The organism is Halolactibacillus sp. JCM 19043 (assembly GCF_001310395.1).
In the GTDB taxonomy this organism is placed as follows: domain Bacteria; phylum Bacillota; class Bacilli; order Bacillales; family Amphibacillaceae; genus Halolactibacillus; species Halolactibacillus miurensis.
This window is the reverse complement of record NZ_BAXD01000036.1, coordinates 1-24,074: the sequence shown is the minus strand read 5'-3', so window position 1 is coordinate 24,074 and position 24,074 is coordinate 1. Positions and strand designations below refer to the sequence as shown.

Genomic DNA, 24,074 nt, shown 5'->3' with positions numbered 1-24,074 from the left:
TCATAAAAATAGCGCGTAAAGTTAATGTGAGATATCCTAACGCTTTTACAGGAGGCGAATATCAATCATATCGCTTAACGGAATATGATCAAACCCTTTTGATGTAGCAATTTCTAGTGTATTCGAATTGATTAAGCGTGTGTTTTCTCCTGATATTGTGAGATGCTGTTTGTTTTTATAATAAGTCAAAGTGACAAGCCCTTTTGTTTTAATAGCGATTGAAAGAGACTGGTTAATCTGAGTTAATTGATCTTCCGATAAGAGTGGACGCTCTTTCGGCGGTGGGGTTAAGTCGTGTTCTCTAATGCGGGCTTTATGTTCCGGTAATATCATCCGGCTTGATTCCCAAATTAAATTACTGCCTTCTGATAACTTATTGATCATCTTGGTCATCTCCTTTGAATAAGTAATAGCATAAATAACGTTCAGTTAATGCTTTTAATTCTGCTGGTGTAAAGTGAAGCATCTTTTTCTCTGTTGTTGAATCAATTTGATACGTCACCTTCTCTGGTGTTTGCTGGATCTTTTTAACTGTCATTTTCTCTTCTTGATACATTACTCTTTTCGTTGCTAATAGATCGGTTTGAATAGTAGATGACAAATTAGTTAGCCCTTCTTCGTATAAATAGTCAAATTTAAAGTGAGATAAAAATGGTGCATTCTTCTTACAAACAATGAGAAGTAAAGGTAAAATAATGGCATCTAAAATGAGTTGGTCTCGCATAGTAAGGGCCCCTTATAGTGAAAAATACAAACAAGAACTTTTGTTCTTATTTTAGCGTAAATGATTAAAAAAGACAAGAATAAATGTTCGTAAAGTGTATATAGTTAGATGCTTATATAAGAATAAATCGGATATTATAATACATTTGACCCGTATAGGAAAGAGAAAACATCAAAAAAAATAAATTTTTGTTCAACAATTCACATTTTATTCACAGACTTTTTCTATATTTATGTTAATATAGTATGTGAAGCAAGTCACAATACATAGATTATGAGGAGGAGAAAGAATTATGAAAAAATTGATGACTTTATTAATGATGTTAATGATGGCAACACTACTTGTTGCTTGTGGTGGCGATGACGCTGCAGAGGACAATGGGGATGACAACGGCGCAGAGGACAATGGCTCTGACGCTACAAGTGCACCAACAAAATCTGATATTACAGATGAAGCTTCTTTATTAGAAGCAGTTGAAAATGGTGGATGGATCGTGATCTTCACAGAAGACATGGAAACATCTGAAGAGTTAGTTCTTGCACCAGGTGAACAAGACGGAGAACCTGCACGTAAGTTAGCGCTTTACACACAAGATGAAGACCGTAATATTACAGCTCAATTCACTTTAACAACACCAAAATTAACTGTTCAAGGTGAGAACACACGTATTCAAGGTGGTACTTTAAAAGGTGATGTTTACGTAGAGGCAAACGGCTTCTCAATTCCTGATGGTACAATCGATGGTAACCTTTACTTTGCTTCAGAAGAGTATGAAGCATCTGCTGATCTTTCAGGTGGTACAGTAACTGGTTCAGTAGAAGTTGAAGGTGCAGACGTAACAACAGCACCAACACAATCAAACATTACAGACGAAGCTTCTTTACTTGATGCTGTTGAAAATGGTGGATGGATCGTGATCTTCACAGAAGATATGGAAACATCTGAAGAGTTAGTACTTGCACCAGGCGAGCAAGAAGGCGAAGCTAAGCGTAAATTAGCTCTTTATACTCAAGATGAAGACCGCGTGATTACTGAGCGTTATACTTTAACAGCACCAAAATTAACTGTTCAAGGTGAAAACTCACGTATTCAAGGTGGTACATTCAAAGGTGATGTTTACGTAGAAGCAAATGGCTTCACATTACCAGAAGGTACAATTGACGGTAACCTTTACTTTGCGTCAGAAGAATACCAAGAATCAGCTGATCTTTCAGAAGGTACAGTTACTGGTTCAGTAGAAGTTCAATAATTTAAGACTTACTTCAAAAAAGGTTCATAAGCGAACGTTACCAAAAAACGCACAGAATAAAATCTGTGCGTTTTTTTGGTATAAAGAATGATATTAAATGTTAAAAAAGCTATGATGATTTCTCGTTAAATATGGAGAGGAAGAAAATAAAAATGCGACACGGACGTTAAAATCCATACATAAAAACATAAAAATAGCGATAGGCACAGTTATGATATACCGAACGTTTTTATACGTTTTGGTTTGTAATATTAATATTTAGAAAATTTGCACTTGATTATTGGAAAGTGATTTGTTATATTTAATGTGTTCTCAAGTTTTCAAAATAGATGTAATAATCAAGTAATACGTAACTGGCGTACACAGAAACTACTGTGAGGGAGCGTATTATACATAAAGCCGTTCGCCTGGGTGAGAGGTAAAGGGGGAGAAATCTTCCTTGCCTTTTTCTATATTCATATTGTGAATATAATCACACATTATTAGGAGGTAAGAAGATGAGTAAACAAACTGTTATTAAACCATTAAACGCGATTTCTGAGAAGGGGCTCAATTTATTTACGGAGGATTACCTTATTGATGAAAACGCTAGTCAACCCGATGCGATAATTTTAAGAAGCTTTAACATGCATGATATGGAGTTGCCATCATCGTTAAGAGCGATTGGACGTGCCGGTGCTGGTGTGAATAATATTCCTTTAGATGTCTGCACAGACAAAGGAATTCCGGTATTTAACACACCGGGTGCGAATGCGAATGCAGTAAAAGAACTTGTCATTACTTCGCTGATCGCGTCATCTCGTCAAATGTTTGACGGTGTCGCATGGGCAAAGACATTAATCGGTAAGGGCGATGACGTACCAAAGCTTGTAGAGGAAGGCAAAAAACAATTTGTCGGTAAAGAAATTCAAGGGAAAACGCTTGGTGTCATTGGTCTCGGTGCCATTGGTGCAAGAGTCGCCAATGATGCGCTTGAGTTAGGTATGGACGTCATTGGTTATGACCCGTTTATCTCTGTTGATATGGCTTGGAAGTTATCTCGCGCTGTCAAACGGGTGCATAACATCGATGAATTATTCAAAGAAGTGGATTACATTAGTATCCACGTCCCGCTCATTCCAGAAACAAAGGGTTTATTAAATAAAGCAGCATTTGATAAAATGAAAGACAATGTGTATATTCTGAATTTCTCACGCGGTGGGTTAATTGATGATGATGATATTGCCGTTGCGTTAGAGGAAGGGACTGTTGGTAAGTATATTACAGATTTCCCGAATGCGAAAACATTAGAAATGAAAAATACGATCTCTATTCCGCACTTAGGTGCCTCTTCTGAAGAATCAGAAGAAAATTGTGCGATGATGGCCGCAGAAGAATTAATGGAGTATTTAGAAACAGGTAATATTAGAAACTCTGTCAACTTCCTGATGCCGCACTTCCGTACCAAGGTCATCCACGGGTAACAGCTTTCCATAAAAACGTGCCGAAGATGGTAAGTAAGATTACGTCAGAAGTATCTGATGTCAACTTAAACATCGTTGATATGACTAATAGAAGTTATAAAGATCACGCCTATACGATTATTGATTTAGAAGGCGATATTGCTGAAAGTGATTTTGGCGCACTTGTTAAGCGTCTTGAAGGCATTGAAGGCATGGTAACAACGCGTGTCATTAAATAATCAAATATAATAGTAAACATGAAAGAAGTAGAGCGCTCGATGCTTTACTTCTTTTCATTTTCTCTAAAGTTTTTTTGTTTAAGTTAGGGTGTATAAGGGGAAATGTACCGTAATAATGAAAATGAGGTGATGGCGTGAGTGGATTGGACACAACATGTGTGACGCAAATTGGTATTTTAGTCAACGATATTGAGAAAGTGAGACAGGCATATAGTGAGATTTTTCAAATAGAAGAGCCTGAAATCATTGAAACGGGTCCAATAGAAGAGGCAGAGACGAACTATCGAGGGAAACCATCAGAAGCAAGATCAAAGTTATGTTTCTTTAATTTCGGTCAAGTTCAGATTGAACTCATCCAACCTGATCAACACCCGAGTACGTGGCGTGAATACTTAGATGAGCACGGCGAAGGGGTGCATCATATTGCGTTTGTGATTAACGGGATGAAAGAAAAAGTCATGTATCTCGAAGGAAAAGGCATTCCACTTGTTCAAGAAGGGGAGTATGATGGTGGACGGTATAGTTATATGGATAGTACGGATAATTTAAAAGTTTTGTTAGAGCTGTTAGAAAATGATGAGGTGTCGTAATGCGTGTTGTTATTACAGGAGCGAATAGGGGGCTTGGATTTGCTTTTGTTGAAGCTTGTCTTAAGCGTGGTTATGATGTATATGCCTGTTATCGCAAAGACCCAGGAAGTCTATCGACGCTTCATTCTCAAAAACTGATGCGTATCCAAGTCGATGTGACAGATGAGTCCTCGCTTAACGCGTTTCAAAAGAAAATCCAAGACTATAACGAAACCATTGATGTATTAATCAATAATGCGGGTGTCTTAAATGGGCGTGATGCGCGTGTCGAGGCCGTTGAAGTAAATGACATGTTAACGGCGTTTCAAGTTAATGCCCTTGGACCTTTACTCACGGTGAAGCATTTACTAAAACATATGGAAGAAAGCAACGTGAAGCGGATCATCAATATTAGTTCTAATGCGGCAAGTCTAAATCATGCGTATGCTCCGGATTATCCTTACGGGATGACAAAGGTCGCCTTGAATATGTTCACCGAAAAATTAAGAAAAGAAGTTGAGGGACGTGGCTATCGCGTCTACAGTGTGCATCCGGGTTGGATGCGGACGGATATGGGCGGGGCATCAGCGGATATTTCCGCAATAGAGGCGGCGGAAGCGATCATACAGCACTTTATTGAAGCAGCGCCGGAGGGGGCGCATACGTTTTACGATTATCAAGGTCAACCAATGGTTCACTAAAATAAAAAGCATCTGACGCGATGTCAGATGCTTTTTATTTTAGTGAAAAAAACATTACTTACCGCAACACTTTTTATACTTTTTCCCACTCCCACAGGGGCACGGATCATTACGACCAATTTTCTTTGCCGGTTCAGATGTTTGTACCGTTTCTTTTTTGCGTTTATTCCCTTTTAATGCCCACGTATGAATCGAATCTTGCGAGGCTTGTAAGAGGGCAAGCAACATCTTTTTATCATCATCTGATGCTACGGGAAGATGTTGACTTAAGTAAAGAAAACTTGGGTCAATATCAATAAAACTATTTAACAGAATGAGACAATCATCCATGTAACGGTTCATCGTTTGATCATCGAGTAAATAGCGTTCTTTTAAATGTTTCACCAGTTGAATTAATTCATCGGTTAAGTCCATAAAATCTTCTGTGCCCGCTTGAATTAATTGATCATCAGTAAAGCTATAATGTTTTTGGTAGATAGATTTTTGTTGTTGTTCTTTAAGTATATCTAAATCAACGACGCGACTATCCATTAAATCTTGATCATTTTCATTCATATAGTCGTAGTAATTTTTCGCATCTTTAATAACCGCATCCACCCGGACGAGGTTAAAACTAACGATGGGGCTAACGAGTTCAAAGACCGTTGATTTTGGCATATAGCCATAATAATAAAGTAAGCCTTGAGTCAGTCTAATGACCGCATCATTAATATCTGCCTGGATCTGCCATTCAGTTTGGTCATAGGTAAGGAAATATTCACGCACATCATCAGGCATAACTAACATATCATCTTCTTTATCTTTTACCGCAAAAGTAAGACCAGTATAGGTAAAGAACGCAAGCTTATGGCGGTGAATGAATCAAGATAAATCTTGTCACCTGCCAGTATTTTTTTTAACCAATTCAATCGTTCATTATCCATTGTTAAGATAAAGCGATCGATCGCCGTTGATTGTTCTTGGACGAGACGCTTTATTAAAGGTTGTTTCGTTAGTTTTGATACACCTTCGATACCGCTAAAGCGTCTAATCTCATCTAAATCTTTCTTTGTGAGTTGAGTTAAAAAAGCAGCTTGTGTGGAAGACGATGGTCTATCTTTCAACAATTTTTTATATGTGAATGTGATGTGTTCTTGTGTATTTTCACGTTGGCTATGTAATTGTGTGAAAAAATCTTGTAAAGCAACGGACACGGTTATTACCTCTTTTCTATAATTAAAGCTGTTAACGGAGACGTCTTGTAGGATAAAGACAACACTTAAGAATATACACAATAGACCACTACTGTGTCAAATATCATTTGTGAGTCGTCATTATTAAAATAATTAAGAAAGAACGCTCATAACTTCAGTTATAGGGTTTGGCATGTGTATAAACGAAAAAACAGACCGACAGAGTGGTTGTGGTGCGTGGTGCACGCTCGCCCTTTGTCTATCCATATTCTGCAACAATTACCGTGATGATTTTCTTGAAATAATACGTTTTTTGAATAACGGTGAAATGTTGGTCAATGAGTTTGTCTGTTGGTCGGTTTAAATGACAGCCGTCGGCTAGCTGTTTCCACATCGGTGTCAACTTATCTTGTATGGTTTGTACAAAAGGTGATGCCGCCCTAATATGTTCGATGAAATATAGCTTACCGCCTGGTTTTAATACGCGTTTAAGTTCGTTAAACGCTTGATCTGGTTGATCGATCGAACAAAAGACTAATGTAGACACAACGGTATCAAATGTATGATCCGGCACTGGAATAGATTCAGCCCCAGCAGCTTCTATATGAATGTAATCAGGCACCGGTTTTTGTTTTGCTTTCTCGCGCATAGCCTTATCAGGCTCAATCGCATAAACGTCTGTTGTTTCCGGGTTAAAAAAGGGAAAGTTCACCCCGGTACCACTTCCGATATCTAAGACGTAGCCGGAGGCGTGTTTTAACAAAGTACGTCTTTTTTGTGTTAAAAATAGTTTTTCAAGTGGATACATCACTGTATCATAAACGCTTGCCATAATTTTACCCATGTTAATCACACCCTTATCATTGATGCCATTAATCATAACGGTTAGCGGTAGGGATGTAAATACTTCTGCTTCATAGGCAAACGACAAAAAGAGATGACACAGAGTCATTCTCTTAAAAAAACAATCATTTATCTTGAAAGCTTGAGTAAAATCGAGGCGTGAGGTCGGATGTCAAAAGACAAAGGTTGATTTAATGTCTTTTTTTCATCAGTAAAAACCACATAACAGTCACCTGCGGGTTTTATATCATCTGGTAACGCATTCAAATCAAATGTAAGCGTGCGAGAAGTGTCATTTAAGTTAAACAGTGCGACATAAAGATAATCTTCAGTCTCAGAATACCAAATCACCTCATCGTCATGACGAGATAATTGGCGCTGGTTTTTCCCTGTACGATGAACGTTAAGTAAATCTTTGTTTGTCAGTAAGTCTAAAGTAAAAGTATCGTTATCACGGCATTCACCGCCAAACATGAAGGGAGATCGAAACATCGACCATAACGTCATTAAGGTGATTTGTTCATCTTCTGTAAAGCGCGTGTACCGATCGCTTGCCCCGCCGTCAACAGACCGAATCCCGATACGACCAAGCGGCAACATATCAGCATCTGGCCAGTGCCCCGGCCCGACATTTTTACTCCATTTATGACACCGAGTAAACATATCTTTGAGTAGCGGCCATACATCCCAAAAGTCATCGGTCATGCGCCACATATTCGCATGATCCTCTAAATCGGCCGCCTCGTCTAAATGACTCGGACCAGGAGAGAGTGAGAGGACCATGTCCCGTCCGGTTTGGTCGATGGCCTGGCGGATCATTTTAATCTCATCCATGTGGCTGCCGTGATAAAGCTTAGAATCAGCAATATCATCAACTTTGATAAAATCAACGCCCCAGCTCGCGTATAAATCAAACAAAGAGTTGTAGTAGCATTGACCGGCGTCAATATCTGAGCGGACGCCATACATATCTGTATTCCACGGACAAATACTGTTGGTTTTGGCAATGTCACGTGCCGTTAATGGTGTCCCTTTAATTGGCATATTCTGATGAACAGCTTGTCTAGGGATCCCGCGCATAATATGAATACCAAATTTAAGACCAAGGGCGTGGATCTCATCGGCTAATGGTTTAAAACCTTGATTATCTTTTGCGCTTGGAAACCGGTTAAGGGCAGGTGTTAGCGTGAATACTGATCCATTGTTAAATCTGCAAATGGACGATAGACAGAGGAGACCGCGCCTGATTCATACCACTGAATATCAACAACAACATACTCATACCCAGCTTCTTTCATATGTTCGGCTATATATTTAGCATTCCCTCTTACTTCTTCTTCTGTCACAGTGGCGCCGTAACAGTCCCAACTATTCCATCCCATCGGTGGTGTAGGGGCGAGCGTGTGGTGTGGTATTTTCATGTTTTATCCTACCTTTCTTCATTTGATCATGATTATTTGATTACTTTCACTTTAGCTGATGTAGGTGTTTTAAACAATTGTAAAAAAATCTGAGAAGGGTAATATCTTGCTACAAGATTGTCCACGTTCGCTCAAAGAAGCGTTGTTTATCTTTACGGTACAAAGACGGTGTTGTCCCGAACTGTTTTTTAAATACTTTGGAAAAATAATTCCCGTTTTGATAACCAGTGGCACGGGCAATAGTATGAATAGTCTCATTCGTGTTAGCTAACCGCTCACAAGCATGGTGCAAGCGTATATCCGTTAAAAAGTCAATCGGTGTCGTGCCAGTCATTTGTTTGAATAACCGACTAAAATGATAGATAGATAGTCCAGAGACCTCACTAATAGACGTCACATCGAGATCTTCGTTAAAGTGCGCGGTCATAAATGCAATGGCTTGTTCAATCGCGGGCGGGAATGTGTGATGTGATAAATCAGAAAGATAAGCTTGTAGATTCATCAAAAAATGATAACTTTCTTTCGATGCTTGAAACAAAGAAGTGAATTGATCGTTTTTTGCTAGTGACAACATCATTTTCAACTGATGAATGACCGCACTGTCTTCTGGCATTTTAAAGACAGGGGACGCTATAGATGAGCGTTGAGTATATTGTGTCGCAAAGTCCCCGGCTAGTGTGAGATAGAAAAAATGCCAATGATCAGAATCAGCTGGCAAATAGTAACGATGTTCACTTGGAATATTAACAAGAAAAGCTTCATTTTTATTCAAGGTCATCTCCTTGCCACCGGTAGAAAAAATGCCAGAACCGCTCAGAGTATATTGAAAGAGTAATGTGTTGGTATCAGGTCGGTCTGTCCCTAACCAGTCATAATGAGCGGTATGACATTCTTCTCCGATCGCGTATAAATGGATGGGTACTTGATTTGATTGCTTAAATCGAAAACCAAACGTATCGATAAGATCACTTCGCAAAAGTTATTTGGATGAGTTTTAACATCTACATTCTAACACATTCGTATAAGTTTCTAAATATTTTCACTTAAATTAGCTTTATTATGACAGCGTTAAGCTTATTTTCAAGCGTTTTTAAATAAAACCCTTGAATAATAGTTAGAAGACACTATAATAGTTATAAGTACAAGTTGTGAAAATAAAGGAGCGAATGAATCATGAAACGACATGTCACCCCTCTCTTAACGGAATGTTTATTAGCACACTACCCATTTGATGAGGATGAGTATATTGGTAAAGACATAAGTGGAAAACAGCACGATCTTGCGCCACTTGGTTTACAGTTACCTGAGATTAAAACAATCCACAATCGTAAAGGTGTCTATTTTCCGGGTGGTAACCATGGTACATCTTATTTGAAATTACCTCATCACCTTTTAACTGGTATCAATGACGAAACAGGTTTAACGGTATCGACATGGGTCTACTTAGAACGTGGTGAAAATATGTGGGAGCGTATTTTTGATTTTGGTCATGGGCCGGCAGGTCCTTATTTATTTATGACGAGACATTTTAGAAGTGTCTGTTTTAATGGACAAGACCTTGTCGCAGATGCGAGTCATACCTTCCCAGAAAACGAATGGCTACATGTCGCGCTCTCCATCCATCCTACAAGACGAGGAAAAGAATCAAGCGCCGGTCCGGTTGTCTATGTCAATGGTGAATGCGTCGCTGATGGCTTGATCTCTCAAACGTCTAGTGGCACATATAAAGCACTAAGAGAATGGTTTGACACGCTAGAACAGACGAATATGTATACCGAGAACTTTATTGGAAAATCACAATTTTTTGCCGATAGAGACTTTCACGGCGCCATCAGTGATTTTAGACTATATGATAAAGCCTTAAGTCACGATGAAGTATTAGATGTGTTATGTGAGTCGCTGAGTGATGAAAAGATTGTGGCGTTAGCGACTGACCATTATTTGAAGAGTCCGCACCCGATTGTTCAAACGGACCTTGATTTACCCACGAGCTTAATGGGAGACAAAGTGTCTGTTGAATGGTTATCTTCCGACAGTGATGTCCTCAGTCATGCGGGGACGATTGTTGAAGCGAAAAAACCAACAGCCGTAACATTAACCGCTAAGGTTACTCGTGGTGATGTTACAGACGAAAAAACATATCCTGTCACAATCTTGCCAAAGTCAAAACCAACTCATGAACTTGTGATTGATGCTAATCAAAAAGGTCTCGATATAGCGCCGCACATGTATGGGTTATTTTATGAAGATATCAATAATGCAGCCGATGGGGGGATTTATGCCGAATATGTCCAGAATCGGTCTTTTGAGTCATTTGTCTTTGACACGTATGACCATCAGTCAGGATCATGTGGTTGTTCAACAGGACGGAACCATGCACCCCTTCATATGTGGTTCGGCGATCTTGATCAGGTAAAAGTAGAAACGGTTGGAGGTTTAAATGCGTACTTTGGTATTGAAGATAATGAAGTTAATCAGCATTACGTGACGATAGAAAAAGGCGCAACGTTAATTAATAGAGGGTTTACCGACAACAATCAAGCCCCACGGATGGCATTTAAACAAGGGCATCATTATGATTTTACCGTCTGGGCTAAAGCGAATGAAACAGCCGAACTCGACATTCAACTAAGAGACAGTCAAGGTGTACTTGTGAGTGAAACGGAGACGCTAACGGTGATCGATGGTGGTCAGTGGAGAAAGTATCAAATGACACTCACAGCCAATCAAACATGTTTTGGTGAATTAGCCTTAACAGCACAAGACTCTCTGTCATTAGATTTTATTTCACTTATCCCGCGTGATGTCTGGGGTCAAAGTGAAGAAGAAGGCTCATCATCCGCGCACCAAAACTATTTAGCTAATCCTAATTATCGTTTAAGAAAAGATTTGGTTCTTGCGTTAAAAGACTTAAACCCAGCCTTTTTACGGTTCCCAGGAGGCTGTATTAGTGAAGGGTCATATATTTGGGATAACGTTTACGAATGGAAAGATTCTATCGGACCAGTTGAAACGCGTAAAGAAAACTTTAATGTCTGGGGCTATATGATGACGATGGGACTCGGTTATATGGAGTATTTCCAACTCGCCGAAGACTTAAATGCGACACCGCTTCCTGTCATGGCTTGTGGTGTGTTATGCCAAGCGCGGTCTGATTATGTCAATCCTGCCGGTGGTAAGTTAAGAGATCACTTTGTGAAAAGCTTTACCGACTTAATTGATTTTGCGCTAAGTACCGATGTAGAAACAAACCCGTGGGCAAAAATTCGCCGTGATATGGGGCACCCTGCGCCATTTGATCTTCGCTACTTAGGGATTGGGAACGAAAACTGGGGCACCGAGTTATATGCGAATTTTGCTTACTTTAAAACAAAAATCGATGACTATATGGACGCACACTACCCAGAGCACACCTTAACGATTGTTTCAACCGTTGGTGCCCAAGCAGATGATGAGGCATTCCAAGAAGGTTGGAAGTACTTAAGTGGTAAGATGGAAACAAATCAAGACGTGACGTTTACTGATGGAGAGAAGGATGTCACGGAGACAGTGGATTGGTATCAAGATCAACCACACTTTATGGACACGATCGCTGACGAACATTATTATCGTTCGAATGATTACCTTCTGAATAACGTGGACCGGTATGATTACTATGAGCGCCGTTATGATAAAACAGGTGAATTAAATGAAGCGGAGACATCTAAAGTCTTTGTCGGAGAGTTTGCGTCAACGGATAAAAATACATTAATGGGCGCCATCAGTGAAGCGGCGACAATGACCGGTTATGAAAATAACGCCGATGTCGTCCGGTTAGTGGCCTATGCACCATTATTTAATAAAGTACTCACCGATCAAACGTATCGCTGGACACCCGATTTAATCTGGTTTGATGATGCTTCGGTTTGGTTTACACCTAATTATTATGTCCAGCAATTGTTCGGTCATTCCGTTGGAAAAGAGGTCTTACCGACGCAATTAAAAGCGTATGAAGAAGATTCGTTAACCACTCGTCGACCAAAGGGTGGCATCAGTTTATCGACAAGTGAAGCAACAATCTTATTAAAATCAGTTACAGTAAAGAAACTTGATTCAGATGAGGTCCTACTGCATCAAGATTTTACTGCACCACTCGACGAACGGTTTTCGCTCATACCTGGAAGTGAAGACTTTACTAAGACAACAGATGGCATCATCTTCGAAGGACGCACGTCAGGACGTAACGGTCTGTATCTGTTAGCGCCTGATTGGACTGATTATGAGGTGACATGTGTGGCGCAAAAAATAGCGGGTGAGACAGGTCTCTTTGTCGGTGTAGGTTTAAAGTCAATTGCACCAGAAGATAAGACTGTGATTGAGTACGCGATTTTACCAGATGGGCGCTATGACGGGATAAAAGTCTTTAAACACGGGAAAGAAGGTTATACACTTGGAGATTATTCCTCAAGTATTTTAGCAGGTAACCTTCGACGTGGTTATGAAGGCGCATTTAAACAAGGTGTTGATTATACCATCCATGTCGTCTTTAGTGACCAAAATCGACAACTGCGGTGTCAATATTTTAATGAAGAAGAAGCAAGTGAAACACTCACATATAAATTAGAAGCGTATCAAAAAGACCTCTTTACGTCGGTGACGAGTGATGAAAGCGCGGTCTATGTGAAGCTTGTGAACGCAGAAGGTTACGATAAATCCGTCACCTTAACGTTTAAAGCGCTGGATGTTGCAGATAATGTCGAGGTAGTGACAATCACGGGTGATGAAGCGGACCTTCATGTCCCTAATATTAATACGAAAAACAATGAAGTGATTTCACCGGTAACGGATACAATAAACATGACTGAAGACAACTGTGTCACTGTTCCAAAGTATAGTGTGGTACTTGTTAAACTCGTGCGAAAGTAAAATATAAGGTGTTGTCTTTTCCTTCATTTAATTAAATAGTGATAGTAGATTTGGGGGAGAATCTGGTGATTTTCCCCCTTATTATATTCATTCTTTTTAGTTCAGACGTCTCCTTTTTGTTGTGTGTCAGTTAAACACGCCTTATTTTTTTCTAAGAGGCATTCATACCTTCTGATATAATGAATGTAGGAATTGATTCGGGAGGGATTAATAATGGGAGAGATGATTGTCATCATCCTTATTGGTATGTGTTCTTTTGGTTGTTTTGTGATAAGTGTTTTACAATTTATCCAAAAGGGATGGCTGTTTAATAATGCTATATATATGCTTCTCAAGAAGAGAAGGGGACAATGGATAAGACGCCTTATTATAGACAGTCAGCTGTTGTATTTGCCTTATTAACAGTCATGTTTTTTTGCGTTTTTATGGGTGTCGTGTTTAAAAAAGAATGGTTATTCGTCTTGGAAGGCATCTTTCTTGTGGTTACTGTCATATATGTTGTTCTATCATCTATTACAATAGCAAAACAAAAAAAGACATAAGGAGGACGAAAATGGATATTTCATTTGAGGTGGCTGATAAGAAATTCAATTACAGGGTGTGCGCTATGATGATCCATGACGGAAAAATCTTAGCGATGAAAGATGACCGCTCACCGTATTATTATCTACCGGGAGGACGAGTGAAAATAAGTGAGACATTAGAAAGCGCCGTCGTCAGAGAAGTGGAAGAAGAATGTCAGGTGACGCCCAAAATGATTCGTCCGCTATGGTTAAATCAAGCGTTCTTTCAAGAAGATGTGGATCACTTAACATATCATGAAATCTGTCTCTATTACTTGGTCGATATTTCTCACGCGAACTTAATGACCAAAGGCGAACAATTTTCATTACAGGAAGGTAACAGCCAGCATCAATTTCGCTGGTTGTCCTTTGAAGAGTTAAAAGAGGCATATTTCTATCCGCTGTTCTTAAAAGAAGCGATTTATGATTTACCGAAAGTTCTCACCATCAGAACAGAACGAGAATGACACAATGAACCTGTAAGGTGGGAAAAAGATGTTCGTCACTGTTTTGAGAGCAAATAATGAGCATCTCAGTTTAACATCTGATAAGATAAGTGGACAGGAGGGACGCTTATGCATCAAGTATCAATGGATATTGTCAGGTTTAAAGGTGACCATTATCAGTTTGGTTACAAACAAGGTCAAGTACTAAAAGGGAGTTACTTAATCGAGTCCCGCCGAAAGCAATTTAATGAGCAAAAAAAGACACATTTCCTTACCAATCAAGACGAGGCGATTGAATTATTAAGACTTAGGCATGCGCCACTGATTGATGAAATATACGGGTTAAGAGATGCCTTACATATCTCAACAGAAGAAGCTATCCGTCATTTTGCGGGGTATTATATCGAGGTTAATAAAAGTGGCTGTTCCATTATGAATGGATCGAATATATTTGTTCGAAATTATGACTCTCACCCGGATAGTTATGAAGGGCGGTTTGTCATGTATCAGCCGACTGATGGCGGCTATCGTTCGATGGGACCATCGATGCAAGTAACGGGACGAACAGATGGCATCAATGAAAAAGGGCTCGTTGTTGGTTATAACTTCACAAATAGACGCTATTCAGGAGACGGGTTCATTTGTAATATGATTGCCCGCATTCTGCTGGAAACAGCGAGGGATGTTGATGAGGCTGTGAAGATATTAAAAGAGCTACCTCACCGGCGAAGTTTTTCATATGTCTTGATGGATTCAACCGGTAAATCTGTAGTTGTCGAAGCAACGCCAAGACAAGTCGTCACACGAGAAGCACGTATGTGTACGAATCACTTTGACATCTTAAAGGAAGATAATCGCTATCAATTTGATGAATCACGTGAACGATTAGATAAAGTGAAACATCACTGGCACAACAATCTGTCGGTGAAGCAAGCCTATGAGGCGTTTAATGCTGAGGAGGCTGACATCTTTTCAACCGATTATCAACATAGTTCAGGTACCTTGCATACGATTGTGTACCGACCACAGGACTTATGTGCCTATATTGGCGTGGGTCGGCAGAAACGACCGGTTCGATTAGATTTAGATGATATTAATGAGACCCGCGGCGTCTATGTGAAACGAATCAAAGGAACCATTCAGTGGCCACGCCCATATCTAAATGAGCGGGCATGATAAAATTGTCACAATCTTTCGTTTACACCTTATTTTTCTAATCTGTCTATGGTAAAATCATCTTGTATCATGTGAGATCTAAAAGGGAAATGAGGTGAAATAAATGATTAAACAACGAAGTGTCGCGATGGTCATTATTTTGACGTTAATCACGTGCGGTCTTTACAACTTGTACTGGATGTTTGCTATTACAGAAGAGTTAAGTTACACAACGAATGATCCTAACTTTTCAGGCGCAAAAGCACTTATTTTCTTATTTTTAACGTGTGGGATTTATGCTTTCTTTTGGTACTACATCGTCGGACAAAAAATGGCGGAAATGCAACGTCAGCATAATATGCTCGTTAAGGATAATGGTGTGTTATATATCGTGTTAGCCATCTTTGGTTTACCAATTATTGCGGATGCGATTATCCAGGCAGAAATGAATAAGTTTGTTGGTGTCGTATAAGAAAGGAAGGGACAACGGATGAGACATTATCTTAAGAAACTTGATAAACGTATCCTAATAGGATTAGGTGTTGTAGGTGCAGGTGTTTTTTATTTAAAAGTGTTAGCACCGACATTTCATATACATATACCTTGTCCATTTAAACACGTCACGGGCTTTGATTGTCCAGGATGTGGGATGACACGCCTCACCCTCAGTCTTTTAGAAGGCGATGTGTATCAAGCTTTTCGTTATAATAGTCTCCTATTCGTTCTTATCCCGTTTTTTATACTCTATTACACCTTATTATCAAAAGGAAAGAAAAAGTCAAGTGACTATGTCTTGTACGGCATGTTAGTTATGACGATTGTCTTTGGTGTGCTACGTAATACACCGATGTTTAGCTTTCTTGCGCCAACAACGATTTAACATGTGACCGCCTAAACAATCGTTTTAGGTGGTTTCATTATTTTAAAACAAAGAAGGTCAGTATATGGCATCTTATTTCTTTTTAATCATTTTCGTTCTAACCCTTATCCTTATTGGGTACCGTGATACGTTTAGCGTTAAACGCCAGTTTGTCTCGGTAACATTACCTCATCTCACGTCACCTCTTAGAATGTGTCAATTAACAGATCTTCATGGGCACATGTTTAAAGGCTCTTACGCCTTATTAATCAAACGCATCACAGAAGATGCTCCTGATATGATTGTCTTAACTGGTGATATGATTGACCGAAAGACAACATCTTTCAATCACGTCCTTCATTTAATCAAACAACTCGCAACACTTGCGCCTGTTTACTTTGTCATGGGTAATCATGAGTCAGTCATCCAAGGCAAAGCGTATTTCTTCATGCATTAACCGACTTAGGTGTAAATGTCTTACGAATGAATCGATCATAGCCTATCACCAAACTGATGCGATTCGCTTGGTCGGTGTTGGTGACGCTTCATCGTATGATGCCGACTTATCACGTTCCTTTTCAGGTGTTGGTGCGACTGAAGCGGTCATTTTGTTATCGCATACCCCTGATATCGTCGACCAATTATCAACCGAACCAGTGAGGCTTATTTTAAGTGGTCATACTCATGGTGGGCAAATCCGGTTGCCCTTTATTGGCGCTGTGATTGCACCTGGACACGGTTTGTTTCCAAAACGCACGAAAGGGTTGTATCCGTTACCGAATAAGCGTCAACTATATATTGATAGCGGCCTAGGCATGAGTCGAATCCCTGTTAGGTTTTGGAATCAAAGTCAATACAGTCTCATCGATATGTGGTCAGAAGAACAATGAAAAAAGACGGATTGTCAAGTGATAAATTTCGTTGAAATTTTTCGTTTTGTGCTAGTTGTTGGTCTGTCGCTCTTTATGGTCTTTAAATATTTTTTGATAGACAGAGGTAAGACTTTTTACCCTCTACAATCAATATCTATGTTGTTATAATATTAGAGGTGTCTATATATAGTATATATTTCAGGAGGCGATACTGTGTCAGAATTATTAACAGAGATTTACGGTGAGTTAAACAAAACTCCTTTCCAAGTGTTATTACAACTTGATCGTTATACGGTAAAAGAAATGGATGTATCAAAATTAAATATTGGGGATGTTGTGGTGGCGATTTATGATGAATCGATTCCGGAATACCCACAAAAAGATTTTGGTCGCGTCATCGAGATGGACAATCAGACGGTAACATTTATTGGTGAAGTATCAAACCAAACACTAACGGTACCACGTCGACATGTGTTGATTCCACTTGATTATAAATGGTCAGATTCCGTTGAGCGCTATGTTTTAGGTGCGATGTCCATTGAGGAAACGTATAAACATCAAGATTTAGATACATTTAAAGACCGTATGTATGATAGTTTATATAAAGAAAAAATTGTCCCAGGTGGACGTGTCCAGGCATCAATGGGGATTTATGAGAAATATGGCAAGCAATTTGATTTAACGGCTTATAATTGTTATGTCTTACCGAATCCGAAGGATTCACGTAAAGGGATTATCAACGGCTCGCTTTCTGAAATGACTGAGATTATGTCACGCGGTGGCGGTGTCGGTATTGCCTTATCAACCCTTAGACCACGGAATGCCCGTGTATATGGTGTGAATGGGATTTCTTCAGGTTCTGTTAGTTGGGGTGGTTTGCTTAGCTATGCGACGGGCCTTATTGAACAAGGTGGCAGTCGCAAGGGCGCCTTAATGTTACAATTACACATCTCGCACCCGGATATTTTTGATTTTATTACGATCAAACGTGAAAGTGGTAAAATCACTAACGCCAATCTGTCTGTACAAATTACAAAAGAATTTATGGAAGCAGTAGAGAACGATGCTGATTGGCATCTCATCTTCCCAGATACACGCCATGCAGCTTATGATAACGATTGGGCTGACAAGTATCAAGATATTCATGATTGGTTAGAGGCAGGTTTACCCGTTGAAATTTATCAAACAGTGAAAGCACGAGAACTTTATGATTTAATTATTGAATCCGCACATGCTTCAGCTGAACCAGGTGTCATGGTTTATGATCATATGAATGATGGCTATATGCCAAGTACGCAACAATTGATTCCTTTAGAAGGGACAGGGCTGTACAAATTAGATCCAGAATCACTGAAGAAAAAACATGAAGCAACACCGTGGAACAATACGTACTATTACCAGAAAAACGTGTCATCCAATCCATGTGGGGAACAACCACTTTGTGGAAATGGTATTTGTAACTTGATTCACATTAATCTAGCGGAATTCTTTAAGAAAGAAACAAACGATGTTGATTGGGATGATTTAAAACAAGCGGTAGCCGATGCGATTCGTTATGCGGATGATGTGATTGATTATACCGTTTATTTCCGCGAGGAAAATGAACGCGTGCAAAAAGAACAACGCCGGATTGGGATGGGTACGTTAGGTCTCCATGACTTATTGATTGATTTAGAACTACGTTACGGTTCAGATGAATCGATTGCATTTATTGATCGGCTCTATGCGTTTATTAAAAACAGCGCGTATGAAGCTAGTGCGAAATTAGCCGAAGTCCGTGGACGATTCCCGAAATATGACGAGAAAATCCTAGAAGCACGCGTGCCGAAAAGCTTAGATGATGACGTAAAAGCATTAATTAAAAAACACGGCTTACGCAACTCACACCTACTCACACAAGCACCAACGGTACAACCGGAACGAAAACAGGTAGTGAAGGTTACAGTCGCTCTACAGGGGTGGAGCCTTTCTTCTCAATTAAATGGGAACGTGAAAGCCGTCTCGGTAAAACGATCGATTATTTAGGTAAAGCTAAAGATTACCTTGAGCGTACGGGTGAAAAAGTCCTACCTGACTACTTCGTCTCAGCGATGTGTGTCGAAAAAGATGGGACACCAAAAATTACGCCGAAAAATCACGTGGATGTCCAAGCGGCGATTCAAAAACATAATGACTCAGCGATTAGTAAAACGTGTAATGTTCCTAACCACTTTACTGTGGAGCAAACGAAAGAACTCTATAGCTACGGAATAGAAAAAGGGGTTGTCGGGTTAACGATTTACCGCGACGGTAGCCGTGATACACAAGTGTTACGCAGTGTCAGTGACGAAGAAGAACAAGTAGAAGAAGTGACAGCATCACCAGCACAAGCGATTACGTTTGAAGACGATGACCGCGAATTCACGTCAGCTAAGTTCTATAAGCGTCCGACACGATTAGTTGGTGAAACGATTAAATCAGCGACACCATTTGGTAAAATGTATGTCACTGTTAATCGTCATCCTCAAACAGACTTAATTGAAGAAGTCTTCCTTAACTTAGGTAAAACAGGCGCAGACATTTCAGCAATTGCGGACGGTTTAGCGATTGCTTTAACGGGATTATTAAGTCCGCGTATCGCGAACTTAACCCAACAAGAGAAAGTTAATTGGATTATTAAGAAGTTTAACGGCATTAAAGGCCAAAGTGCGGTTGGTTTCGGTAAAAATCAAATTGAATCCTTACCAGATGCCCTGGCAAAAGTCTTGATGCAGTTAGGTGAAGATAATGAAGCAGCGGTTGACGTACCCGAATCAATGGGTAAATTCTCGAGTGGTTCCGTTGATATTTGTCCAAGCTGTGGCCAGTCCACATTTGTTAAACAAGATGGTTGTACGACTTGTCTGACTGACTTAGGTGGTTGTGGTTATTCTAAGTGTTAATAAGTCATATAGCGAAGAAACAAAGACAGTATAGTTATGTGTCCTCAGCAAGTTCAACAGTCTAGGCTGACAAGGACGCTTTTTGATTAAGAATAATGGATACATGAAGAAAAGAAGGATGATGCTATTTAGCATAGCCATCATCCTTTTTATGCTTTTAATATTTAAACAACAGGAGTTAAATATTGTCCTGACGTTGCGGTAACGGATCATGTGTTTCATTACCAATTATTTTAATATGAAGATTAAAAACAATGGCTTGACCAATGTTGTAGTTTTGCGGTTCGACATGTATACCGGAAATGCCCGTTGTTTTTGTTTGTGAGACGATATCTTTTAATGTATGCAAAGAAGACAGGGTGAAAGTTGATGGTTCAATAACTGTTTTGCCTACCTGTTTGATTGAAATTTTTAAATTGTCTTTTGATTTTACTAATGCTTGTTGCTTGTCTTGATTGATTAAAACGTCGGTTATTTGTGTTAATAACAGACTTGCACCAACGCTCAAGGCAAGTGCTTGGGTAAGTTTTTTCATAATCAGAACACATCCTTTATTGAGATAGGTTCATTATATCGAACGAATCGTAAGGTGTCATTGTTTGTACGAATATGTTTTTATAGAAAAGGCTTTCTTTTTTCATTTCCTACATGTATACTAGTATATAAATGAAGTGTATTAAACAATACGGAAGGGGATTATTATGCGCGTAGATTTAACAAAAAAACCTTACAATTTAGATGAAGCAAGCATTGCTTGGGTGAAAGATACGATCAATAGTATGACAATTGAAGAGAAGATTGGCCAATTATTCATTAATATGGGCTCAGAGCGGACTGAAGAGTACTTAACTGGAGTACTGAATAATTATCATATTGCGGGCGTCAGATACAACCCAGGAACAGCTGAGGAAGTCTATGACCAAAATAAAATCTTACAAGAAAATAGTAAGATTCCATTACTGATTGCGGCAAATACAGAAGCTGGTGGTAATGGGGCTTGTAAAGACGGGACCTATGTTGGGCATGAAGTCAAGATTGCAGCAACAAATGATGAACGCTATGCCTATGAAATGGGCCGTATATCAGGTGTTGAAGCGGCAGCGATTGGCTGTAACTGGAGTTTTGCGCCGATTGTTGACTTAAACCGTAACTGGCGTAACCCGATTATTTCAACCCGTACGTGGAGCGGTGATGTTGATTTAACCATTAAGATGTCGCTTGCCTACATGAAAGGGATCACAGAAAGCGGGATTGCTCCAGCTGCCAAGCACTTCCCAGGGGACGGTCTAGATGAGCGTGACCAACACTTATCATTTAGTGTAAATTATTATTCTAAAGAAGATTGGGACGAAACGTTTGGCAAAGTGTATGGTTCATTATTCGATGCCGGCTTACCATCTATTATGGCTGGTCACATTTCATTACCTGAATATGTGAAACACTTTAACCCAGATGCGGCGGTTCAAGAACAGATTTTACCAGCGACATTAAATAAATATATTTTAACGGATCTTTTACGTGATGAAATGGGCTTTAATGGCCTTGTTGTGACGGATGCTAGCCACATGGTGGCAATGACGGCATCAATGAAGCGTCAAGACATGTTGCCAACAGCGATTGCTGCTGGATCTGATTTATTCTTATTCTTCAATGATCCAGATGAAGATTTCCAGTGGATGTTAGAAGGCTATCAAAACGGTGTCATCACGGATGAACGCCTAGAAGAAGCACTCACACGTATTCTTGGTACAAAAGCAGCATTAGGTCTACACAAGAAAGAAAAAACAGCCTTATTGCCAGATAAAGAAACAGCAATGGCCACCATTGGTCTTGCGGAAAACAAAAAAATTGCTGAGGAAGTGGCTGATAAAGCGATTACGTTAGTAAAAGACCAACAGGACATCTTCCCGTTAAATGTAAACAAATCAAAACGTGTGTTACTTGTAAATGTCGAAGGACATAAAGGTGGCTTTGGGGCACTTATTGGAGCTGAACAAGTGCGTCCCGTTGATACATTAAAAGAGATTCTTGAACAAGAAGGATTTGAGGTATCTATTTGGGAATCAACTGAAGAACGGATTAACAAGTTACCAGAAGAAGAACGTGCACAAGCTATTGCGAATGTCTATGCACAAAAGCGTCCAATTAAAGAACTCGTAGAACAATATGATGTGATTATTAATGTGGCGTCTGTTCAACCAAACACGGATCAACGCATTCAGTGGCCAGCATCAAAAGGGACACCAGATATTCCTTTCTATGTTCATGAGATTCCAACGATTTTTGTATCGGTACAGGCACCGAATCATTTAGCTGATGTGCCACAAGTTCAGACATTTATTAATACGTATGATTCAAAGCCATTTACACTTCAAGCACTTGTTGAGAAGATGATGGGACGTTCAGCATTCACAGGTATCTCACCAGTCGATGCTTTCTGTGGATTTCTTGATACACGTTATTAAATCGCAGTTATCTGACGAATTAAATAAATAGGTACACATTTGATTAAGGCCCTTTGTCCATTTGAGACAAAGCCTTTACGCACGATAGCATCATATTACAAGTCATCATCATTTAAGAGTGTATTAAGGAACTGAATTGGTAATTGAAAGCGTTCATTATCTAAGCTCAATTCATCAAGTGGATCTTCTTCATCATATTCCGCTTTAATCGCCGCCATTTCCTGATGTAGTTTCTCCATTTTTTGATCAAGTTTATGGGCCGCTTCTGCTGCTTCTGTTAGCTCGATATTTAAATGTTGGAGCACTTGTTTATTAAATTTATAGTAGATTTTGTGTTCTAGGCTAGCCCAGAAGTCCATGGCGATTGTACGGATTTGCACTTCAACACACACATTCTCTGTTCTGTCTGACATAAAGATTGGAATGGATAAGATTAAATGAAGACTACGGTACCCATTAGGCTTCGGTGATTGGATATAGTCTTTTTCACTTAATAAGGTGATGTGATCCTGTTGTTTTAACATGTCGCGGATGATGTAAATATCGGATTCAAATGAACACGTGATCCGAATGCCAGCGATATCACGAATGTGTTCTTTAATAGCCACCGGACTAGGTTTAATTCCTTTTTTCTCGACTTTTTTTTAGAATGCTTTTGAGTGATTTGACCCGGTGCGACACATGTTCAATCTGATTATATTCATGGATATAGGTGAACTCTTGTTTTAAAATGTTCACTTTGGTCATCATTTCATTGATGGCAAATTTGTACTGCATGAGAAAACGCATCAGTTCTTGTTTTTTTAGTTTTAAATCAGCTGTCATAAGAAATCTCCTTGTGATTGTTATACTGTTATATTATCGCTTCAGGGCGAGAAGACACCTTCCTCAAGTGCGTCAGCACTAGGTGGGTGATGAATCGCTTGTTTTCAATATTTTTGAAGTGACAAACATATATTCCATGTGGTATAATTAAAACATTAGCAATGATCGTCACAAAACAAAGAGAGGGTGGGTATCATGGGCATGAAGGCCATTTTTTCAAATCGCTTATATAAGCATAAGATTGACCCTGATTTTGTTATGTCTATGGATCACACCCTCCGGGTGTTTAATCAAGCTAAACATTTTCGCTATCAAGCAGAGGTCCGGGAGCTTAGGGGCGTGAAAACGAAAAGTTCCGTCTCCATCCATCAACAGTTGAAACAACGTTACGGATTAAATGATTATTATGCGACCAGTGCTGTTCAACAAGGACGGGCGCTTCTATCCGCGCAAAGAGAATTGAAGAAGGTGTACATACGTAATAAAAAAGAACAAATCAACGCCGTTAAAAGAAAAATAAAAGCGACGAAGGCGCGCTTGACGACACTTCAAAAGATAAAAGGCTCTTTTATCAAAGGAACACTTATGTTCAATAAAAACGTCACGTGAACAACAAAAAGGGGCCTTTTTGTTGTGACATATAAGTATTCCACACGCTTATTTTACTGTGCTTATGATTTTGAACATCAATACCTTGATGTTC

Annotated in this window: 23 protein-coding genes and 3 pseudogenes; 17 read left to right on the top strand and 9 right to left on the bottom strand. The window is 39.5% G+C overall.

Annotated features, from left to right (window positions below; all coding sequences use genetic code 11):
* Positions 1-45: 45 nt before the first annotated feature.
* Together JCM19043_RS13395 and JCM19043_RS13390 are read right to left on the bottom strand one after the other, a co-directional pair.
* Positions 46-384: a YolD-like family protein gene (locus tag JCM19043_RS13395; protein WP_062323246.1), complete on the bottom strand. Its 339-nt coding sequence runs from the start codon at positions 382-384 to the stop codon at positions 46-48.
* Positions 374-724: a hypothetical protein gene (locus tag JCM19043_RS13390; RefSeq protein WP_062323244.1), complete on the bottom strand. Its 351-nt coding sequence runs from the start codon at positions 722-724 to the stop codon at positions 374-376. The genes JCM19043_RS13395 and JCM19043_RS13390 overlap by 11 nt, the downstream gene beginning before the upstream one ends.
* A 292-nt stretch (positions 725-1,016) precedes the next feature.
* Here JCM19043_RS13390 and JCM19043_RS13385 point away from each other — a divergent pair, with 292 nt between their 5' ends.
* The 4 genes and pseudogenes from JCM19043_RS13385 (at position 1,017) to JCM19043_RS13370 (ending at position 4,924) form a co-directional block, all read left to right on the top strand.
* Entirely contained in the window at positions 1,017-1,973 is a 957-nt protein-coding gene (locus tag JCM19043_RS13385) for a hypothetical protein (RefSeq protein ID WP_062323241.1), read from the top strand.
* A gap of 497 nt (positions 1,974-2,470) precedes the next feature.
* A pseudogene (locus tag JCM19043_RS13380) lies at positions 2,471-3,654 on the top strand (3-phosphoglycerate dehydrogenase family protein).
* A 134-nt stretch (positions 3,655-3,788) separates the two neighbouring features.
* The gene (locus JCM19043_RS13375) at positions 3,789-4,244 is read left to right on the top strand and encodes a VOC family protein (RefSeq protein ID WP_062323239.1); all 456 of its coding nucleotides are present in this window, start codon (positions 3,789-3,791) and stop codon (positions 4,242-4,244) included.
* Positions 4,244-4,924: an SDR family oxidoreductase gene (locus tag JCM19043_RS13370; protein ID WP_062323237.1), complete on the top strand. Its 681-nt coding sequence runs from the start codon at positions 4,244-4,246 to the stop codon at positions 4,922-4,924. Before JCM19043_RS13375 ends, JCM19043_RS13370 begins: the two co-directional genes overlap by 1 nt.
* Before the next feature lie 54 nt (positions 4,925-4,978).
* On the opposite strand, the gene JCM19043_RS13365 is transcribed toward JCM19043_RS13370, so the two are convergent.
* From JCM19043_RS13365 to JCM19043_RS13345, 5 genes and pseudogenes are all read right to left on the bottom strand, one after another.
* Positions 4,979-5,710 (bottom strand): YecA family protein, encoded by a 732-nt coding sequence (locus tag JCM19043_RS13365; protein WP_062323235.1) that lies wholly within the window; start codon positions 5,708-5,710, stop codon positions 4,979-4,981.
* Positions 5,711-5,727: 17 nt separating this feature from the next.
* Positions 5,728-6,117: a hypothetical protein gene (locus JCM19043_RS13360; RefSeq protein WP_062323233.1), complete on the bottom strand. Its 390-nt coding sequence runs from the start codon at positions 6,115-6,117 to the stop codon at positions 5,728-5,730.
* A gap of 238 nt (positions 6,118-6,355) precedes the next feature.
* Positions 6,356-7,027, bottom strand: coding sequence for a class I SAM-dependent methyltransferase (locus JCM19043_RS13355; protein WP_062323231.1), 672 nt, complete (start codon positions 7,025-7,027; stop codon positions 6,356-6,358).
* 41 nt (positions 7,028-7,068) lie between these two features.
* Positions 7,069-8,354: pseudogene (locus JCM19043_RS13350) on the bottom strand (glycoside hydrolase family 27 protein).
* Between the two features lie 115 nt (positions 8,355-8,469).
* Entirely contained in the window at positions 8,470-9,336 is an 867-nt protein-coding gene (locus tag JCM19043_RS13345) for an AraC family transcriptional regulator (RefSeq protein WP_062323229.1), read from the bottom strand.
* Positions 9,337-9,533: 197 nt separating this feature from the next.
* On the opposite strand from JCM19043_RS13345, the gene JCM19043_RS13340 reads away from it, so the two are divergent.
* From JCM19043_RS13340 to JCM19043_RS18275, 11 genes are all read left to right on the top strand, one after another.
* Positions 9,534-13,265 (top strand): alpha-L-arabinofuranosidase C-terminal domain-containing protein, encoded by a 3,732-nt coding sequence (locus tag JCM19043_RS13340; RefSeq protein WP_062323227.1) that lies wholly within the window; start codon positions 9,534-9,536, stop codon positions 13,263-13,265.
* A gap of 213 nt (positions 13,266-13,478) precedes the next feature.
* Entirely contained in the window at positions 13,479-13,667 is a 189-nt protein-coding gene (locus JCM19043_RS16935; RefSeq protein WP_197274813.1) for a hypothetical protein, read from the top strand.
* Positions 13,616-13,807, top strand: coding sequence for a hypothetical protein (locus JCM19043_RS19050; RefSeq protein ID WP_062323225.1), 192 nt, complete (start codon positions 13,616-13,618; stop codon positions 13,805-13,807). The genes JCM19043_RS16935 and JCM19043_RS19050 overlap by 52 nt, the downstream gene beginning before the upstream one ends.
* 11 nt (positions 13,808-13,818) lie before the next feature.
* Positions 13,819-14,295, top strand: coding sequence for an NUDIX hydrolase (locus JCM19043_RS13330; protein WP_062323223.1), 477 nt, complete (start codon positions 13,819-13,821; stop codon positions 14,293-14,295).
* Between the two features lie 108 nt (positions 14,296-14,403).
* Positions 14,404-15,450, top strand: coding sequence for a C45 family peptidase (locus tag JCM19043_RS13325; RefSeq protein WP_062323221.1), 1,047 nt, complete (start codon positions 14,404-14,406; stop codon positions 15,448-15,450).
* 103 nt (positions 15,451-15,553) lie between these two features.
* Positions 15,554-15,901, top strand: coding sequence for a DUF4234 domain-containing protein (locus tag JCM19043_RS13320; RefSeq protein WP_062323219.1), 348 nt, complete (start codon positions 15,554-15,556; stop codon positions 15,899-15,901).
* Positions 15,902-15,919: 18 nt separating this feature from the next.
* Positions 15,920-16,309 (top strand): DUF2752 domain-containing protein, encoded by a 390-nt coding sequence (locus JCM19043_RS13315; protein ID WP_062323217.1) that lies wholly within the window; start codon positions 15,920-15,922, stop codon positions 16,307-16,309.
* A gap of 64 nt (positions 16,310-16,373) precedes the next feature.
* Positions 16,374-16,745, top strand: coding sequence for a metallophosphoesterase (locus JCM19043_RS13310; protein ID WP_062323216.1), 372 nt, complete (start codon positions 16,374-16,376; stop codon positions 16,743-16,745).
* Positions 16,702-17,178 (top strand): metallophosphoesterase, encoded by a 477-nt coding sequence (locus tag JCM19043_RS13305; RefSeq protein WP_197274811.1) that lies wholly within the window; start codon positions 16,702-16,704, stop codon positions 17,176-17,178. Before JCM19043_RS13310 ends, JCM19043_RS13305 begins: the two co-directional genes overlap by 44 nt.
* A 195-nt stretch (positions 17,179-17,373) precedes the next feature.
* Positions 17,374-19,185 (top strand): adenosylcobalamin-dependent ribonucleoside-diphosphate reductase, encoded by a 1,812-nt coding sequence (locus JCM19043_RS18280; RefSeq protein WP_062323212.1) that lies wholly within the window; start codon positions 17,374-17,376, stop codon positions 19,183-19,185.
* Positions 19,119-20,081 carry a hypothetical protein gene (locus JCM19043_RS18275; protein ID WP_062323210.1) on the top strand — a complete coding sequence of 321 codons (963 nt, stop codon included), beginning with the start codon at positions 19,119-19,121 and terminating at the stop codon, positions 20,079-20,081. The genes JCM19043_RS18280 and JCM19043_RS18275 overlap by 67 nt, the downstream gene beginning before the upstream one ends.
* 178 nt (positions 20,082-20,259) lie before the next feature.
* Here JCM19043_RS18275 and JCM19043_RS13290 read toward each other — a convergent pair whose 3' ends face one another.
* Positions 20,260-20,616 (bottom strand): hypothetical protein, encoded by a 357-nt coding sequence (locus JCM19043_RS13290; protein WP_062323208.1) that lies wholly within the window; start codon positions 20,614-20,616, stop codon positions 20,260-20,262.
* A 166-nt stretch (positions 20,617-20,782) separates the two neighbouring features.
* On the opposite strand from JCM19043_RS13290, the gene JCM19043_RS13285 reads away from it, so the two are divergent.
* Positions 20,783-22,546 carry a glycoside hydrolase family 3 protein gene (locus tag JCM19043_RS13285; protein WP_062323205.1) on the top strand — a complete coding sequence of 588 codons (1,764 nt, stop codon included), beginning with the start codon at positions 20,783-20,785 and terminating at the stop codon, positions 22,544-22,546.
* A 95-nt stretch (positions 22,547-22,641) separates the two neighbouring features.
* Here JCM19043_RS13285 and JCM19043_RS13280 read toward each other — a convergent pair.
* Positions 22,642-23,371 (bottom strand): annotated as a pseudogene (locus JCM19043_RS13280) (GTP pyrophosphokinase family protein).
* A gap of 195 nt (positions 23,372-23,566) precedes the next feature.
* Here JCM19043_RS13280 and JCM19043_RS13275 point away from each other — a divergent pair.
* On the top strand, positions 23,567-23,980 hold the full coding sequence (locus JCM19043_RS13275) for a hypothetical protein (RefSeq protein WP_062323203.1): 414 nt from the start codon (positions 23,567-23,569) through the stop codon (positions 23,978-23,980).
* The last annotated feature ends 94 nt before the right edge of the window (positions 23,981-24,074 follow it).